General features: G+C 58.6%; 15 protein-coding genes and 5 tRNA genes. 7 read left to right on the top strand and 13 right to left on the bottom strand.

What is annotated here, in order from left to right; translation table 11 throughout:
* Positions 1–137 precede the first annotated feature (137 nt).
* From FRH_RS02205 to ccoN, 9 genes are all read right to left on the bottom strand, one after another.
* Positions 138–833, bottom strand: a complete 696-nt coding sequence (locus tag FRH_RS02205; protein ID WP_219861724.1) for a sulfite exporter TauE/SafE family protein — start codon at positions 831–833, stop codon at positions 138–140.
* Positions 830–1,048: a cbb3-type cytochrome oxidase assembly protein CcoS gene (ccoS, locus tag FRH_RS02200; RefSeq protein WP_044628710.1), complete on the bottom strand. Its 219-nt coding sequence runs from the start codon at positions 1,046–1,048 to the stop codon at positions 830–832. Before ccoS ends, FRH_RS02205 begins: the two co-directional genes overlap by 4 nt.
* Entirely contained in the window at positions 1,045–3,495 is a 2,451-nt protein-coding gene (locus FRH_RS02195) for a heavy metal translocating P-type ATPase (protein WP_219861721.1), read from the bottom strand. Before FRH_RS02195 ends, ccoS begins: the two co-directional genes overlap by 4 nt.
* Positions 3,492–4,016, bottom strand: a complete 525-nt coding sequence (locus tag FRH_RS02190; protein ID WP_139526386.1) for a FixH family protein — start codon at positions 4,014–4,016, stop codon at positions 3,492–3,494. Before FRH_RS02190 ends, FRH_RS02195 begins: the two co-directional genes overlap by 4 nt.
* A gap of 7 nt (positions 4,017–4,023) precedes the next feature.
* Complete coding sequence (ccoG, locus tag FRH_RS02185) at positions 4,024–5,460, bottom strand: cytochrome c oxidase accessory protein CcoG (RefSeq protein WP_219861719.1); 1,437 nt, start codon at positions 5,458–5,460, stop codon at positions 4,024–4,026.
* A gap of 223 nt (positions 5,461–5,683) precedes the next feature.
* Entirely contained in the window at positions 5,684–6,613 is a 930-nt protein-coding gene (ccoP, locus tag FRH_RS02180) for a cytochrome-c oxidase, cbb3-type subunit III (RefSeq protein WP_139526388.1), read from the bottom strand.
* On the bottom strand, positions 6,610–6,828 hold the full coding sequence (locus tag FRH_RS02175; RefSeq protein ID WP_139526389.1) for a cbb3-type cytochrome c oxidase subunit 3: 219 nt from the start codon (positions 6,826–6,828) through the stop codon (positions 6,610–6,612). The genes ccoP and FRH_RS02175 overlap by 4 nt, the downstream gene beginning before the upstream one ends.
* A 3-nt stretch (positions 6,829–6,831) precedes the next feature.
* Positions 6,832–7,440, bottom strand: coding sequence for a cytochrome-c oxidase, cbb3-type subunit II (gene ccoO / locus FRH_RS02170; protein WP_153842519.1), 609 nt, complete (start codon positions 7,438–7,440; stop codon positions 6,832–6,834).
* Between the two features lie 19 nt (positions 7,441–7,459).
* A complete protein-coding gene (ccoN, locus tag FRH_RS02165) occupies positions 7,460–8,884 on the bottom strand; it encodes a cytochrome-c oxidase, cbb3-type subunit I (RefSeq protein ID WP_139526391.1) in 1,425 nt (474 codons plus the stop codon).
* Between the two features lie 190 nt (positions 8,885–9,074).
* On the opposite strand from ccoN, the gene FRH_RS02160 reads away from it, so the two are divergent.
* From FRH_RS02160 to FRH_RS02135, 6 genes are all read left to right on the top strand, one after another.
* On the top strand, positions 9,075–9,794 hold the full coding sequence (locus tag FRH_RS02160; RefSeq protein WP_219861717.1) for an alpha/beta fold hydrolase: 720 nt from the start codon (positions 9,075–9,077) through the stop codon (positions 9,792–9,794).
* Between the two features lie 106 nt (positions 9,795–9,900).
* Positions 9,901–9,976, top strand: a tRNA-Val gene (locus tag FRH_RS02155).
* Between the two features lie 46 nt (positions 9,977–10,022).
* Positions 10,023–10,099 (top strand) — tRNA-Asp (locus FRH_RS02150).
* Between the two features lie 35 nt (positions 10,100–10,134).
* Positions 10,135–10,211, top strand: a tRNA-Asp gene (locus FRH_RS02145).
* Between the two features lie 51 nt (positions 10,212–10,262).
* A tRNA-Val gene (locus FRH_RS02140) sits at positions 10,263–10,338 on the top strand.
* 68 nt (positions 10,339–10,406) lie between these two features.
* Positions 10,407–10,483 (top strand) — tRNA-Asp (locus FRH_RS02135).
* Positions 10,484–10,635: 152 nt separating this feature from the next.
* Here the strand turns inward: FRH_RS02135 and FRH_RS02130 are convergent.
* From FRH_RS02130 to glcD, 4 genes are all read right to left on the bottom strand, one after another.
* Positions 10,636–11,037 (bottom strand): heme-binding protein, encoded by a 402-nt coding sequence (locus tag FRH_RS02130; protein WP_219861715.1) that lies wholly within the window; start codon positions 11,035–11,037, stop codon positions 10,636–10,638.
* 81 nt (positions 11,038–11,118) lie between these two features.
* On the bottom strand, positions 11,119–12,351 hold the full coding sequence (gene glcF / locus FRH_RS02125) for a glycolate oxidase subunit GlcF (RefSeq protein ID WP_219861713.1): 1,233 nt from the start codon (positions 12,349–12,351) through the stop codon (positions 11,119–11,121).
* A gap of 14 nt (positions 12,352–12,365) precedes the next feature.
* Positions 12,366–13,466, bottom strand: coding sequence for a glycolate oxidase subunit GlcE (gene glcE / locus FRH_RS02120; RefSeq protein WP_219861711.1), 1,101 nt, complete (start codon positions 13,464–13,466; stop codon positions 12,366–12,368).
* A gap of 17 nt (positions 13,467–13,483) precedes the next feature.
* Complete coding sequence (gene glcD / locus FRH_RS02115) at positions 13,484–14,983, bottom strand: glycolate oxidase subunit GlcD (RefSeq protein ID WP_153842521.1); 1,500 nt, start codon at positions 14,981–14,983, stop codon at positions 13,484–13,486.
* Positions 14,984–15,196: 213 nt separating this feature from the next.
* Between glcD and glcC the strand changes: the two genes are divergently transcribed.
* Positions 15,197–15,979 (top strand): transcriptional regulator GlcC, encoded by a 783-nt coding sequence (gene glcC / locus FRH_RS02110; RefSeq protein ID WP_139526397.1) that lies wholly within the window; start codon positions 15,197–15,199, stop codon positions 15,977–15,979.
* Positions 15,980–15,981 lie beyond the last annotated feature (2 nt).

Here is a 15,981-nt window from a genome sequence, read left to right as displayed (position 1 = left end):
AGCGAGTGAACGGATGCGTTCATGCTACGCCAGGGGGTAGCGCAATGCGTTGAGCTGTATCAAGCAATGGCGTAAAAGCCCATGCCGAAGCGGCTAAGCTAGTTAGAAAGGTGAGAAAGTGCGGCCCGCCGATAGGTTCAGTGCCCGGTGGGGGAGAACAGCGTCCAGAGCTGCCACAGCGCAAAACTGATGATGGTCAGCGCGGCGATACTGCGCGTGGCACGGTGGCGAATCAAGTGGCTGAGCTGGCGTGCCGCTAGGCCCGTCGCAAGCAGCGCGGGCAGGGTGCCCAAACCAAAGGCACCCATCAATAGCGCCCCTTGTAACGGATCGGCAATGGCTAGGCTCCAAGCAAGCATCGAGTAGACCAATCCGCAGGGTAGCCAGCCCCACAGGGCGCCTAAAGCAAACGCCTGGGGCAGGTACACGACGGGCATCAAGCGCCTGCCGATGGGTTCGATATGGCGCCAAAGCCTGCGCCCTATCGCTTCCACTTTCAATAAGCCTTTCCACCAGTTAGCGATATACAGCGCCATCAACATCAGCATCACCGCCGCGACGACCTGTAGCGCGAGACGCGCCTGAGGCGATAGTGAGATCAAGGTGCCTAGTCCGGCTACCAAAGCGCCAGCCGTCATGTAGCTCATGATGCGCCCTAGGTTATAGCCGAGCAATAATCCACCCATACGGGCAGGGTGTCGCATGCTGGGTGGCACGGCAAAGGTGAGCGCACTCATGATGCCGCCGCACATGCCAATGCAGTGGGCACCCCCCATCAAGCCAAATACGAAGGCTGCCAGCAGTGGCGGCAAGTCAAGTCCGGTCGGGTTCACGGCGGTGGCTCACGGTCACGGGGTGGCTTGGTGCCTTTTTTGCGCTCGGCGCGCTGTTCGGGGGTGAGATCGTTCTCATCGTCGTCGAACAGAATACGATGGGCAGGGCCTTCCAAGTCGTCGAACTGGTCATTCTTCACCGCCCAAAAGAAGGCCCACACTGCGAGCCCTAGCAAAATCAGCGACAGTGGAATCAATAAATAGAGAATCGTCATGCGGTCACCGGTCTCGCGGGAGCTGCCTGGGAAACGGTCGAGCTACGCCAGCGGGTCAAGCGCAGCGCATTGCCCACGACCACGAGTGAGCTGAGCGACATGCCAATGGCCGCCAGCCAGGGCGGTACCAACCCCATCGCAGCCAGAGGCAGTGCAGAGAAGTTGTAGCACACCGACCAGATCATGTTTTGACGCATGATGCGTCGCGTGGCGTTGGCAATCTCGATGGCCTCGAAAATACGCATCAAACGTGGGCTGAGCAAGACCGCATCGGCGCGGGTACGCGCCAAGTCGGTGGCACCGTTCATGGCAATGGCCACATCGGCGCCGGCCAAGACCGGCACATCGTTGATGCCATCCCCAATCATCACCACGCGCTCGCCTTGGGCCTGTAGCTCGCGCAGCCGCTCGAGTTTGCCTTCCGGTGACTTGCCCGCGTGCCATACGGGGATATCGAGCTGCTCGGCTAAGCTTTCTACCGCTTCTTGGGTATCGCCGGAGAGTAGCTCCACGGTAAGCCCTTTCGCTTGTAGGGCGGCAACGGTGTGCGCAGCGTCTTCCCGGACACCGTCATGGAGCTTGAACCAGGCGCGTGGTGCATCGTCTTCGCTAAGTAGTAGCCACTGACCGCGGCCAGGCGTGCTGAGTGTTTGGCTCGTTGCAAAATCGGGCTTGCCCAAGCGCCATGTAGCGCCGTCGAGTATGCCCTCCAGTCCGCTGCCGGTAACGCTTTTGACCTGCCGCGCTTGCAGCGTGGCGTCCCTATACGGTCGAAAAGCGCGGGCAATCGGGTGCTCGGAGTGAGCTTCTAGTGCGGCAGCGATCGCGCGTAGCCGTTCGCTGCTCTGCTCGGTTAACGGATGCGTCTGGGTGAGCTGCATCTCGCCACGGGTCAGCGTGCCGGTCTTATCAAAAATCACCCGTGTCACGTTCGAAAGTGACTCAATAGCATCGGCTCGGGTGATCAGGACGCCGCGTTGGCGCAACTGACCATGCCCTGCCGTGAGAGCCGTTGGGGTGGCGAGCGCCAGTGCACACGGGCAGGTGACCACGAGCACCGACAGCAGCACCCAGAGCATACGGGACGGGTCGATGAACCACCACGCCACGGTGACACAGGCGGTGACCACCAGTAGGCGTAGAACGAATAGGTGCGCCATTCGCGCTGCCATCTGGGCCAGCCTTGGGCGGCTGGCAAAGGCCCGATCGGTCAAATCCACGATACCCGCCGCGCGCGCATGGCTGCCGGCATGGGTAACCCGCACCGTGAGCGGGTTTTCCATGTTTTGACTGCCGCCCACGACCTGTTCGCCTACTCGGCGAGTGACGGGTAGATATTCGCCGGTTAGCATCGACTCATCCAGGCTGGATTCACCATCTTCTATGATGCCATCGGCGGGCACACCGTGGCCGGGCTTGATGAGCACTCGATCCCCGGGAGCTAGCTCGCTGGCGGGTAGGATGCGTTCGCTGCCGTCCGCCTCCAGTCGGGTAGCAGAAACCGGCAGCACACCACTTAATGCATTGCCGCTGTGGCCGCTGCGCCGCCGCGCGCGTCCTTCCACGTAGCGGCCAAATAGTAGGAAGAAGGTGAACATGGCGACAGAGTCGAAATAGACCTCGCCAACGTTGAACAGTACGGCATAGCTGCTGGCCAGATAGGCACCGCCGATGGCCAGTGAGACGGGCACATCCATGCCCAAGACGCCCGTTTTGAGATCACGAAGGGCGTTGCGGAAAAAGGGTAGTGCTGAGAAGAAGACCACCGGAGTGGCCAACGCAAACGAGAGCCAGTGAAAAAGCGCAAAGAAATCTTCACTGAGTTCCCCAGGCCCTGACACATAGATTGGGATGGAAAACATCATCACCTGCATCATCCCTACCGCTGCCACGATTAACCGGCGCACGTTCATGCGCTCCTCATGCTGCAAGCGCGTTTGGGCGTGGTCGGGCTCGTAGGGCTGTGCCTCGTAGCCGATGGCGGCAAGCTCGGCAAAGAGCTGGGAGAGCTTGATGGCGCTGGGATCCCAGGAGACGCGTAGGCGGTGATGGGTCAGGTTGACCGCGCTGGAAGCGACTCCTTCGAGTGCGTTCAGGCGGTGTTCGATGAGCCAGGCGCAGGCGGCACAGGTAATGCCGTCGATGGCCAGCGTTGCCCTGACGTGGCCCTCTTCTCCGTCCGGGTGAACGAACTGCGCCTGAAGTCCAGGGTCGTCGAACACGGACCAGGTTTCCGCTTTGGCCGCTTGGCGCTCGTCGGGCCGCTCGGGTAGTTCGGTGCGGTAGCGGTAGTAGCTCTCTAGCCCGCCATCCACAATGGCGTGTGCCACGGCTTCGCAGCCGGGGCAGCACAAGGGGTGGGACGTGTCATCGACGACGATGCGCCATGTCGCCCCGTCAGGCACCTGACTACCGCAGTGGTAGCAGCTTTGCGGGTGGGTGCTCATTCGCTCTCTGACCGCCCTCCCGGTAGCAGCGCAATAGTCTGCTCATTGGGAAAGCGAGCTTCGCCAATGAGACGCCAGTCCGCGTCGTTGCCTTGCTCGGGCTGAATTTGAAGGTACCACCGGTAGCGCAGGTTATCTGGACCTTGCGTGATATAGCGGCCCTCCCGCACGTGCTCCAGTACGAAGGATTGATCGCGATCATCTTCGGTGGGGAAGATCAGATCGAGATAGAGCTTATCTGGCCGAGCGTCCCCAGTCAGGTCGATGACGATATCGCTGGTGAGTGGATCGATGCGCAGATCGGCGCTCAAGTTGAGTTCGCGTGCGCGCTCCTGCTTCGCTAGCACCATGTTGATGGCTTTACCGTGCTCGTAGTAATCCTCCTGAACCACCATGCCGTCGTAGCTTTTGATCGACATGATGGCGAAGCCAGTGCTGAAGAGGATGGACGAAAACAGCAGTCCGAGTAAAAACCACGGCCAGAACTGTTTGTACCAAGGCGGAATGGGGGTGTCGGACATGACGTACTTATCTCCTGATGTCGCTCAAGAACCGCGCTTCACGGGTCTGTTGAATCTGTTCGTCTTGCTGCGCTTGCAGCGTCAAGGTGATGGCGTGGCTAGGCTCGCTCAACGTATCTGGGGTTGCCAGTACGGTAATGACCTGAATGCGCGACTCGCCTGCGGGTACCCGCAGCGAGGTGTTGTCCACCTGTAGGTTGGGGAGCCCGGCGGCGCTGATCACGTAGGTGTGATCTTGCGAATCCAGGTTGCGTACGGTGAGGCTATAAACGTTGCTGATCAGCCCATCGCGAGTGACTTGATAGAGCTGCGTTCGCTCGCGTTCGGCATCGAAACTCAGCGGCGTACGATCGTTCACCGCCCAGGCAAAGGTCGCTATCATCACCAGCAGTGCGACGAAATAGCCGATCAAACGCGGACGCAGGATATTACTCTTTTTACCTTCCAGCGCGTTTTCGGTGGTGTAGCGAACGAGGCCGCGGGGGTAGCCCATTTTGTCCATCACACTATCGCAGGCATCGATACAGGCTGCACAGGTGATGCACTCGTACTGCAGCCCGTCGCGGATATCGATACCGGTAGGACAAACTTGAACGCAGAGTTCGCAATCGATGCAGTCGCCCAAGCCCGCTTCACGAACCTGGGCGTGGTCGAGGGATTTTTTACGATGGCCACGGGGTTCGCCGCGCGCGGCGTCATAGGAAACGATCAGCGTATCGCGATCGAACATCACCGACTGGAAGCGGGCATAGGGACACATATAGATGCACACCTGCTCGCGCAGCCAGCCCGCATTGAGATAGGTGAAGACTAAAAAGAAGCCTACCCAAAAATAGGACCAGCCGTGGGCTTCCAAAGTGGGGAGCTCCGTGACCAGGTCACGAATCGGCGTAAAGTAGCCGACGAACGTCACGCCGGTGGCCAGGGCGATCAGCAACCAGGCGGCGTGTTTGGCGCCTTTGCGCCAGGCTTTATGGGCATTCATTGGTTGGTTATCCAACTTCATGCGCTGATTGCGCGACCCTTCGATGCGATGTTCGAGCCAGATGAACAGAAAGGTCCAGACGCTCTGCGGGCAGGTATAGCCACACCAAACGCGCCCAGCGAAAACGGTAATAAAAAACAATCCAAAGGCGCAAATGATCAGCAGCCACGATAAGAGGATGAATTCCTGCGGATAGAAGGTCGCCGAAAAAATATGAAATTCGCGGCCTGGCAGATCGAACCATACGGCGGGGCGATCCCCCCAGTTCACCCAAGGCAGCAAAAAGAAGCCCAACATGAGCGCCCAGTTGGCGCTGCGTCGTACCTTTTGAAACAGCCCTTTGATCTCACGCACATAGATATGTCGCCGCTTGGCGTACATCTCTTGCGTGGTGGTGTCACCCGGCGTGTGGTGCCCAACGGTTGGCGGCGTAATATCGTGGCTAGGTATTTTTTCCATGGCGGTGATCGCAGCTCAATAGGCAGGAGTGGACATCAGCCCGGCAAACTCGACGTCAACACACAGCGCAGGTTGCGTTGTGCTATGCCGAGTCGTTGTTCGCACATGACTAGCGATAGTGTAACGGATCGTCGGGCGGCTGAGCGGTCGCTAGATGTAGAAAGGGTGCGGTATGTAACCGCACCCCTTCGTTCACGCTTGCGTTAAACGCCTGTCAACGGGACTAGTCGTTGAAGCGCAGGCTATACACGTAAGCGGCGACGAGATGGACGCGTTCCTCACCGATATACGCTGCCTGGGCAGGCATGTGGCCGTTACGGCCGTTACGCAGCGTTTGACGAATCGAGTCGGCCACACTTTGGCCTGGGGCCAAGTAGAGCCACACGTCGTCGGTCAGGTTCGGCGCACCAAGCGCAGTGTTCCCCGTGCCGCTGGGCGTGTGGCACGCCGCACAGGCGGCCAGGAAGGTACTTTCACCACTGGCAGCGCGCTCGGCGTCATGCTCCTCACCGGAGAGTGACAGCACGTACTGAGTCAGGTTTTCGATGTTGTTCTCACCGAGCTGCTGCCAGGACGGCATCAGGCCGTTACGGCCGTTGTTCAGCGTGGTCAGAATGTTCTCGGGTTCGCCACCGTAAAGCCAGTCATCGTCGGTCAGGTTGGGGAAGCCGTAGCCGCCTTGGGCGTTCGAGCCGTGACACACGGCACAGTTGTTCAGGAAGATACGCTCGGCCACCTGCATGGCGTCACCATCACGCGCCAGCTCGGGGATGGGCACTTCCTGATACTGAGCAAAAATGGGCGTGAAGCGCTCTTCGGCCTCGGCCACTTCCTCTTCCCACTGACTCTCCTGGGACCAGCCCAGGATACCGGCATAGTTACCCAGGCCGGGGTAGAGCACCAAGTAGCCGAGCGCAAACACCACGGTCAAGATGAAGAGTTTGAACCACCACTGTGGCAGCGGGTTGTCATACTCTTCGATGCCATCAGCTGCGTGGCCAGTGGTCTCGACATTGCCATCGGCGTCTGGGGTTTTGTCGGTGCGGCGGTTGGCTAGCAAAATCCAAACGCTTAGCGCGATCGTGCCCAGTGTGATGACGATGATCCAGGCGCTCCAGAAGCTGGATAGGGAGTCACCCCATAAATTATTCATCTATTCTTATCTCCCCTGTCGTGGCGGGAATCCGCTTCGTGTTTGGTCGAAGCATGCTTGTCACGGGTCGGCTGCTCATCATCGTCGGCAAAGGGCAGGTTAGCCGCTTCGTCGAAGTCTGGCTTGCGTCGCTTCGAGTAGGCCCAGAAAAAGATGCCAATAAAAGCGAAGATCAAAATCAGCGTGATCAGGCCGCGGAAAGTTCCCGTATCCATAACTTAACGTGTGCCCTCGAGCACGGTTCCTAACTGTTGTAAATAGGCGACCAGGGCAGTGATTTCCTGGGTGCCGCGTACGTCAGCGGTAGCATTGGCGATGTCCTCATCGGTGTAGGGCACGCCGAGCTGACGCAGGGTGCGCATTTTATCCGGTGTGGCTTCGCCGTCGAGGGTACGCTCAAACAGCCAGGGGTAGGCTGGCATGATCGATTCTGGCACCACATCGCGCGGGTTGTAGAGGTGGGCTCGGTGCCAATCATCACTGTAACGACCGCCTACGCGCGCCAGGTCTGGCCCAGTGCGCTTGGAGCCCCACAGGAAATTGTGCTCATACACCTGCTCGCCGGCAACGTTGTAGTGGCCGTAGCGCTCGGTCTCGGCGCGGAAGGGGCGGACCATCTGTGAGTGGCAGCCCACGCACCCTTCGCGGCGGTAGATATCGCGACCTTCCAATTCGAGCGCCGTCAGCGGGCGTAGCCCTTCGACCGGCTCGGTAGTTTGTTTTTGGAAGAACAGCGGAACGACTTCGGCCAAACCGGCAAAGCTGATCACGACCAGGATCAATACGGCGAGTAGGCCAACGTTCTTTTCGACAATCTCGTGTTTCATTGGTCTTAACTTCCCCGGTTTAGGCGGCTTGTGGCGCAGTGAGGCCAATGGCTTCGCGGCGCTTCACGGTCATATACACGTTGAAGGCCATCAAGAGCATACCGGTTACCCAGAAAAGGCCACCCACCATGCGCACAAAATAGCCTGGGCCGCTGGCCTCGACTGATTCCACGAAGGTGTACATTAGCGTGCCGTCAGCATTGATGGCGCGCCACATTAGGCCCTGCATGATACCGTTGACCCACATGGCGGCAATGTAGAGTACGGTGCCGATGGTCGCTAGCCAGAAGTGCACGGCAATCAGGTTGACGGAGTACATTTCGGTGCGGCCAAACAGACGCGGGATCAGATGGTACATGGAGCCGATGGTGATCATCGCTACCCAGCCCAGTGCGCCTGAGTGGACGTGACCGATGGTCCAGTCAGTGTAGTGCGATAGCGCGTTGACGGTCTTGATCGCCATCATCGGGCCTTCGAACGTCGACATGCCGTAGAACGACAGCGCGACGACCAAAAAGCGCAGGGTCGGATCGGTGCGCAGCTTATGCCAAGCGCCCGACAGGGTCATCATACCGTTGATCATGCCGCCCCAAGACGGTGCCAGCAGAATGATCGACATGATCATGCCCAGCGACTGCGCCCAGTTCGGCAGTGCGGTGTAGTGTAGGTGGTGCGGGCCCGCCCACATGTAGATCATGATCAGCGCCCAGAAGTGGACGATGGACAAACGATAAGAGTAGATCGGACGCTCAGCCTGCTTGGGTACGAAGTAGTACATCATGCCCAGGAAGCCCGCCGTCAGAAAGAAGCCCACCGCGTTGTGGCCGTACCACCACTGCACCATGGCATCGACGGCACCGGCATAAATGGAGGTGGAGTACATGGGCGTGACGGGGATCGCGGCGTTGTTCACGATGTGCAGAACGCCAACCGTTAAAATGAACGCAGCAAAGAACCAGTTGGCCACATAGATATGCGACGTGGTGCGCTTTTTGATCGTCATCAAGAACACGATCGCATAACTGATCCACACCACCGCCAGCAGGATGTTGATCGGCCATTCGAGCTCTGCGTACTCTTTGGTCGTGGTGTAGCCCAGCGGTAAAGAGACTACCGCCGACAGGATCACCGCTTGCCACCCCCAAAAGGTGAATGCTGCGAGCTTGTCAGAGAACAGGCGAGTCTGACAGGTACGCTGCACGACGTAGTAAGACGTCGCAAAGAGCGCTGAACCACCAAAGGCGAAAATAACGGCGTTAGTGTGTAACGGACGAAGACGCCCGAAGCTCGTCCAAGGTAGGCCGAGGTTCAGTTGCGGCCAGACCAGCTGGGAGGCAAGGATAACGCCAAGCGTCATACCTACGATGCCCCACACAACGGTCATAATCGCGAACTGCCGAACTACCTTGTAATTGTAGGTCGGGTGTTCCAATGCTGTGCTCATTTCATGTTCCCATCGAACGCGGTTAGGGGGTAACCCGTGGCATTTTGCAATCGCACGCTGCCATCGCATTGTGCACGGGTGCGGCCACCCGCTTGATGATGCAGGTCAAGATCCGGCCTAGATTCTATCGCAGCCGCGCCCTAAGCTGAACACGCCAATGGATGTAACGCTGAATTATTAGGAGAGCAGGGTGTCGTACTACGCCGATCATGGTTTCGAGGCTGTCGCTCCAAATGACCTGAAGGCACGGCCCGCTAGCCCCGCAGTTCAGCGGTTCGTCGTGGAGGGTGTTGGACCGGTGAGCGTTTCGGGAGTGCCCGTAGGGGGAAGAATTCTTCTGGCCCATGGTGCTGGTGCAGGTCACCTGTCCGATTTCATGCGGCAATTTGCCGCGATGCTGGTTAGCCAAGGGCTTCAAGTCTGGGCCATCGACTTTCCTTATATGCAGCAGATGAGCGAGCAAGCGAAACGTCGGCCTCCACCGCCCGTGGCGACATCTGTCGATCATTTTGCCGCTTGGTATGACTTGCTCGCGCCGCTGCACGATACGCCGCTTTGGTTGGGAGGGAAATCGATGGGCGGTCGAGTGGCCTCGCTGCTTGCCATCCAATATCCTTGCGCAGGCGTCATCGCAGCAGGCTATCCATTTCACCCTCCCAAAAAGCCTGAGTCACTTCGCACCGGCCACTTTTCTCAGCTCTCGGTGCCCATGCTCATTCTACAAGGTGAGCGTGACCCATTCGGCACGCGTGAAGAGGTAGCCTGTTATGCGTTACCTGACTCGCTACGCATTCATTGGCTCACCGATGGTGACCATGACTTTAAACCGCGACGACGTTCTGGCGTCAATCAGCAGGTTTTGATTGACGAAGCCGCCATAGTTGCGGCATCCTTCGTCCGCGCTCAGTAAGCGGTTGCCTTGAGTAGGTGCAGCACACTGGTTTAAATCATAAATTTAAACACGATGTGTTGACATTCAAGCAGGCTTCTGTAGAATGCAGCGCCACGTGACCAGCGGGTGGTTAGCTCAGTTGGGAGAGCACCAGCCTTACAAGCTGGGGGTCACTGGTTCGAACCCAGTACCACCCACCATTCATTTGGTGCCCTGGAAACGTAACGCAGTCAATGATGCATTAGTGGACCGGTAGTTCAGTCGGTTAGAATGCCGGCCTGTCACGCCGGAGGTCGCGAGTTCGAGTCTCGTCCGGTCCGCCATCATCATATAAGCCTGCAGTTGGTTATCGTTATTCGGACCGGTAGTTCAGTCGGTTAGAATGCCGGCCTGTCACGCCGGAGGTCGCGAGTTCGAGTCTCGTCCGGTCCGCCACGATAACTTGATAAGTAGCAATATTGATAAGCGATGAGCTTTCAGTATATTGGGTGGTTAGCTCAGTTGGGAGAGCACCAGCCTTACAAGCTGGGGGTCACTGGTTCGAACCCAGTACCACCCACCATTCAGTTTCACATTTATGCGCCCCTGAACCGCTTAAATTGTCTGTTGAATGGTTATGTGTCTTATAGTGGACCGGTAGTTCAGTCGGTTAGAATGCCGGCCTGTCACGCCGGAGGTCGCGAGTTCGAGTCTCGTCCGGTCCGCCATTAAGCACTCATCGGCAATCGTTTGATAAAGCCGAACAAATTCCTAAAAGCCCGAATCTATGATTCGGGCTTTTTTATTGCGTGTACACCACACGTTAACGAACAGCGTGCAGTCAATACGCTGCACGCTGCTGTTATTGACTAGGTAAGCGTTAGGCGATCGAGCTGACGCCTGCTTTGGCAATTTGCACGTCTTGATCTGGCTTGACGCCAGAGATGCCGACAGCGCCGACGACGTGACCATCCACGATGATCGGCACGCCGCCAGATAGCAGACCCTGTAGCGGTGCAGAGACAAACGCCGTACGGCCACCGTTAATCATCTCTTCAAACACTTGGGTCTCCTTACGACCCAGGGCCGCGCTACGCGCTTTTTGGGTAGCAACATCGGCGCTGAACGGGGCAGCACCGTCTAAACGGCGCAGTGCCAGTAGGTGGCCACCATCGTCAGTAACGGCAATGGTGACCGGCCAGCCGTTGTTGTCAGCTTCTTTCTGGGCAGCGTCGAGAACTTGGATAACGTCTGCTTGGCCTAAAACAGCTTTGGTTTGCATCGAAGATTCCTTTTTGTCATCGGGGGTGAAGCGAGGCGCACGACGGTTAGCGTTGTGCCGAGCGCCGCAAGTGTTAGAGGTTTATACCAGGGCAGCGTCCACGACTTCCACCCAGTGACGTACCGGCGTGCGGTTGGCGCTGGCGAGATGCGTCTGACAGCCGATGTTGGCGGTCACGATCACCTCAGGGTTGCCTGCCTCCAGCGCATTCAGCTTGTTATCGCGCAGCTGAGTGGCGAGCTCTGGCTGTGTGACCGAGTAGGTGCCTGCTGAGCCGCAGCACAGGTGGGCATCTTTCACGGGCGTTAGTGCAAAGCCGAGTTTGCTAAGCACGCCTTCCACTGCGCCGTTGAGTTTCTGGGCGTGCTGCAGCGTGCAGGGGCAGTGGAAGGCTAAGCGCTGGTGCTCTTTAAGCTGCAGCGACTCGAGCGGCTCGTCGCGCAGTACTTCGACGATATCCTTCGCCAGTGCGCTGACTTTTTTGGCCTTTTCAGCGTAGGCGGGGTCGTCCTTGAGCATGTCAGCATACTCTTTGACGAACGCGCCGCAGCCGCTGGCGGTTTGTACGATGGCTTCGGCTCCCTGCTCGATTTGCGGCCACCAGGCATCGATGTTGGCGCGCATCCGCTCGCGGCCCGCCTCTTGGGCATTGAGGTGGAAGTCGATAGCACCACAGCAGCCAGCTTCACTAATCGGTGTGACGCTAATGCCCAAACGGTCGAGCAGGCGCGCCGTGGCTGCGTTGGTGTTGGGCGACAGGCCGGGCTGCACACAGCCTTCTAGAATCAACACCTTGCGGGCATGGCGCTGGCTGTTGGGTCGCTGGCCTGCATCGACCGGTGCAGGCGGCATTTTGCTACGCAGTTTGCCGGGCACTAGAGGCTTGAAGGTTTGCCCTAGCGTTAGTAGCGCTTTGAAGCGTTTCGGGTCCACCAGCATTTTGCGCAGCGCATAGCGCTGGGCGCGCTCGGCGGCTGGTCGCGGCACGCGGCGGTCGATTTCGGCGCGGCCAATGTCCAAAAGTTTGTGGTACTCCACGCCAGAGGGGCAGGTCGTCTCACAATTGCGGCAGGTTAGGCAACGGTCGAGGTGAAGACGAGTCTCTTCGGTGACTTGGTCATCGTCATCGCGGCTCTCCAGCAACTCTTTCATCAAGTAGATGCGCCCGCGCGGTCCGTCTCGCTCATCGCCCAGTAGCTGATAGGTAGGGCAGGTGGCGTTACAAAAGCCGCAATGTACGCAGGTGCGCAGAATGCGCTCGGCTTCCTGGATATGCGGTTTCTGGCGGTCGGCATCGGTAAAGTGCGTCTGCATGTCAGCTCTCCTGATTAAAATGCCGCATAAAGACGACCAGGGTTGAAAATACCGTGGGCGTCCAGCTCGGCCTTCAGGTTGCGATGGTACTTCTCGACCACAGGATTCAGTGGCGTAAAGGGTGACTCTGCACCCCCTTGGGCATGCGGGGTATAGCAGGTAGCGTGGCCACCGGCCTTCTGGCATTCATCGCGCAGCGTGTCTGCGGGTAGTGCGGTTTTCACCCAGCGTTGGCTGCCGCCCCAATCATAGAAGATATCGCTTTCATCAACGGCGAGTTCTAGCGCTGGGGTATGGGGCGGTAGCGAGAGGCGCCACAGCGCCTGTCCTTCATTGAGGCTGAAAAAGCCATGCTGCTGGTCACGCAGCTGCTGCCAGAAATCCGCAGACAGTTCTTCACCGCCCAGGCGTTCTTTGGTGGCCTTGACGGAGCTTTCACCGCCTTCCAACCGAATAAAAAGCTCGCCTGCGTGCCATGCCGCAGCGGTGATGGGCAGCGGCTGGCGGCCAAGCTCAGAGAGCTTCGCTAAGGCATCTTGCAAGCCCATGTCAAGGCGCAGGCTGTGGCTGGCGGTGGGAATGGGCAGCACCTTAAACGAGATATCGGCCAGCACGCCCAGCGTGCCCTGGGCACCTGCCATCATGCGGGACAGGTCATAGCCCGCCACGTTTTTCATGACTTCGCCGCCAAAGCGCAGCAGTTTGCCCTCTTGGGTAATCACTCGAGTGCCCAGGACAAAATCCCGTGCGGCACCTGCCCAAGGGCGACGAGGGCCGGACATACCGGTGGCCACCGCGCCGCCAATGGTGCTGGCGTCGCCAAAAATGGGCGGCTCGAAAGGCAGCATTTGATGTTTTTCTGCCAGCGCCGCGTTCAGCGCGCTCAGGCGGGTGCCTGCCCGAACCGTGACGACGAGTTCTATAGGGTCGTAAGAGACGATGCCGCTATGGGCAGCGACGCTGAGTTCCGTGCCTTCCACCGGACGACCATAAAAGGCCCGGGTATTGCCCCCCACGATGCGCAGCGGAGTGCGGTCGTGGTAGGCGCTGCGAACCTGTTCGCTCAGCTCAATGGCAATGTCTCGGTCGGCAGCGTGTATCGCTAGTTCGGTCATGGTGGTTCCTTATAGCATCAGAAGCGTGGCAGCTCCGGATGCGGTAACTCGTTGTTATGCACATGCATCGCGCCAAATTCGGCACAGCGCGCCAGGGTTGGAATGTTTTTCCCTGGGTTGAGCAGCCGTTTGGGGTCGAACGCCGCTTTCAGCGCGTGGAAGACCGTCAGCTCATCGGGCTGGAACTGGCTGCACATCTGGTTGATTTTTTCGCGACCTACGCCATGCTCGCCGGTAATCGAGCCACCGGCGGCCACGCATAGCTCCAGGATCTTGCCGCCTACGTCTTCCGCCAGGGCAAGCTGACCCTCTTTGTTGGCATCGAACAGGATCAGCGGGTGCATATTGCCGTCACCCGCGTGGAAGACGTTGGCCACGGGCAGGCCGCTCTCTTCTGAAAGTGCGGCAATGCCTTTCAACACGCGCGGCAGCTCGCGGCGGGGAATGGTGCCATCCATGCAGTAGTAGTCCGGCGACATGCGGCCTACGGCAGGGAAGGCATTCTTGCGCCCGGCCCAGAACTTGGCGCGCTCGGCTTCGTCACGTGCCTGTTGAATGTTAGTGGCGCCAGCCTTTTCCAGTACGCGGCGCACGGTCTCGCAGTCGTCGTCCACGTCGGCTTCCACACCATCCAGCTCACAGAGCAGAATGGCTTCGGCCTCCACGGGGTAGCCTGCCTTGATGAAATCTTCCGCCGCTTTGATGGCGAGCTTATCCATCATTTCCAGGCCACCGGGGATAATGCCTGCGGCAATGATGTCGCCCACCGCGCGGCCCGCTTTTTCCACATCATCGAAGCTGGCCATCAATACCTTGGCGGTTTCCGGCTTGGGCAGCAGCTTCACGGTAATTTCCGTGACCACGCCTAGCATGCCTTCTGACCCGTTCATCAAAGCCAGAAGGTCGAAACCGGGGGCATCCAGGGCTTCAGAGCCCAGCGTCATACGTTCGCCTTCAATGGTCAGGACATCCACGCGCATGACGTTATGCACGGTAAGACCATACTTCAGACAGTGCACGCCGCCTGCATTTTCAGCCACGTTGCCGCCAATCGAGCAGGCAATTTGTGAGGAGGGGTCCGGGGCGTAGTAGAGCCCGTAAGGGGCGGCCGCCTCTGAAATGGCAAGATTGCGCACTCCTGGTTGCACGCGGGCAATGCGAGCATCAGGATCAACGCTGATGATCTGGTTGAACCGCGACATGACCAGCAGCACGCCCTGTTCGAGCGGTAGCGCACCGCCGGACAGGCCGGTGCCTGCGCCGCGGGTAACCACCGGTACGCCCAGCGCGTGGCAGCGCTTCAACAGGCCTTCGACCTGTTCCAGCGTTTCCGGTAGCGCCACCAACATGGGCAGCACGCGATAGGCGGCGAGGCCATCGCACTCGAAAGGACGTAAATCTTCCTCGCGATGCAATAGCGTCAAAGAGGGGACAGCGCCTTGCAGGTCGCTGAGTACGTCAGCTTTATCACGGTGGACAAGCTCGCCATCGAGGCGCTCGTCGAAAAGGATATTCATAACGACATCCCTAAGTTTTTATCATTAAAAGTAACGGTAGCGTTGCTTTACCATGGCGCTCAATTTGAGCTTTTTTTGTGCGCCTGTCTAGGTTGTGGTGCAATGGTCTGACCAGTAATTGGTCGATAGTAGGGCGGTGGTAAGTTTGAAGAAGAGCCTGAATGACTTGGTCTTACCCAGTTGAGATGGCCAATTGATCCAAGGGAGCGGCGTATGGCGTTTAGCAGAGACGATATCTCCATGGGGCGGCGCACGCCCGAGCATGTGGCTGCTCGCCTGGAAGAGTTGATACTGGAAGGTGTTTTTCGGCCTGGGCAGTTGCTGCCTTCCGAGCGGCGTCTGTGCGAACGACTAGGCGTTTCGCGGGCTTCGCTGCGGGAAGGGCTGCGCATTCTGCGCAGTAAAGCCATTATCAATACCCGCCAGGGTCACGGCTCGACCGTGGCGTCGCTGCTCCCCATGCACCAGCAAAGCCCGCTGATGCACCTGTTTAACGACCATCCGCGTACCCTGTTTGATTTGCTCGAAGTGCGTGCCTTATTGGAGGGAGAATCCGCCTATCTGGCCGCACGGCGGGGAACATCGATGGATCGAGTATTGATCACTCGCCGCTACCGCGAAATGGCGGCGTATGCTGCTGCCTCGCCAGATGAGTTAGAGGTAGAGCATCTGGCTCGACTAGACCATGCGTTTCACCTCGCCATTTCGCAAGCTTCCCATAACCCGGTTTTGGTGCATACCTTACAGAGTTTGACCGATTTGCTGCTCAGCTCCGTGTTTGCTTCGGTAAAGCATCTCTACCATCGGCCTGGTCCTCGCGAGATGATCAATCAGCAGCACGCTCGGCTGCATGAGTCGGTGGTAAGTGGTGATGCCGAGCAGGCGCGACAGATTGCGTTGGAACACTTGACCAGTATCAGCGAGCTACTTCGTGAGCTAGAAGCGGAGCATGATCGTTTAGAGCGTTCAGCAATGCGCCTCGAACAGTGGCAATAGCA

Origin of the sequence: Halomonas sp. A020, assembly GCF_027943625.1 — a bacterium.
Classification (GTDB): domain Bacteria; phylum Pseudomonadota; class Gammaproteobacteria; order Pseudomonadales; family Halomonadaceae; genus Vreelandella; species Vreelandella piezotolerans.
The sequence above is the reverse complement of the archived record's forward strand: the minus strand, read 5'-3'. Positions and strand labels throughout refer to the sequence as shown.

What these genes read in the sequence shown, in the direction of transcription:
- ccoS (WP_044628710.1), bottom strand. Translation starts at nt 1,048, where the DNA reads ATGACGATTCTCTATTTATTGATTCCACTGTCGCTGATTTTGCTAGGG.
- FRH_RS02195 (WP_219861721.1), bottom strand. Translation starts at nt 3,495, where the DNA reads ATGAGCACCCACCCGCAAAGCTGCTACCACTGCGGTAGTCAGGTGCCT.
- FRH_RS02190 (WP_139526386.1), bottom strand. Translation starts at nt 4,016, where the DNA reads ATGTCCGACACCCCCATTCCGCCTTGGTACAAACAGTTCTGGCCGTGG.
- ccoG (WP_219861719.1), bottom strand. Translation starts at nt 5,460, where the DNA reads ATGGAAAAAATACCTAGCCACGATATTACGCCGCCAACCGTTGGGCAC.
- ccoP (WP_139526388.1), bottom strand. Translation starts at nt 6,613, where the DNA reads ATGAATAATTTATGGGGTGACTCCCTATCCAGCTTCTGGAGCGCCTGG.
- FRH_RS02175 (WP_139526389.1), bottom strand. Translation starts at nt 6,828, where the DNA reads ATGGATACGGGAACTTTCCGCGGCCTGATCACGCTGATTTTGATCTTC.
- ccoO (WP_153842519.1), bottom strand. Translation starts at nt 7,440, where the DNA reads ATGAAACACGAGATTGTCGAAAAGAACGTTGGCCTACTCGCCGTATTG.
- ccoN (WP_139526391.1), bottom strand. Translation starts at nt 8,884, where the DNA reads ATGAGCACAGCATTGGAACACCCGACCTACAATTACAAGGTAGTTCGG.
- FRH_RS02130 (WP_219861715.1), bottom strand. Translation starts at nt 11,037, where the DNA reads ATGCAAACCAAAGCTGTTTTAGGCCAAGCAGACGTTATCCAAGTTCTC.
- glcF (WP_219861713.1), bottom strand. Translation starts at nt 12,351, where the DNA reads ATGCAGACGCACTTTACCGATGCCGACCGCCAGAAACCGCATATCCAG.
- glcE (WP_219861711.1), bottom strand. Translation starts at nt 13,466, where the DNA reads ATGACCGAACTAGCGATACACGCTGCCGACCGAGACATTGCCATTGAG.
- glcD (WP_153842521.1), bottom strand. Translation starts at nt 14,983, where the DNA reads ATGAATATCCTTTTCGACGAGCGCCTCGATGGCGAGCTTGTCCACCGT.
- glcC (WP_139526397.1), top strand. Translation starts at nt 15,197, where the DNA reads ATGGCGTTTAGCAGAGACGATATCTCCATGGGGCGGCGCACGCCCGAG.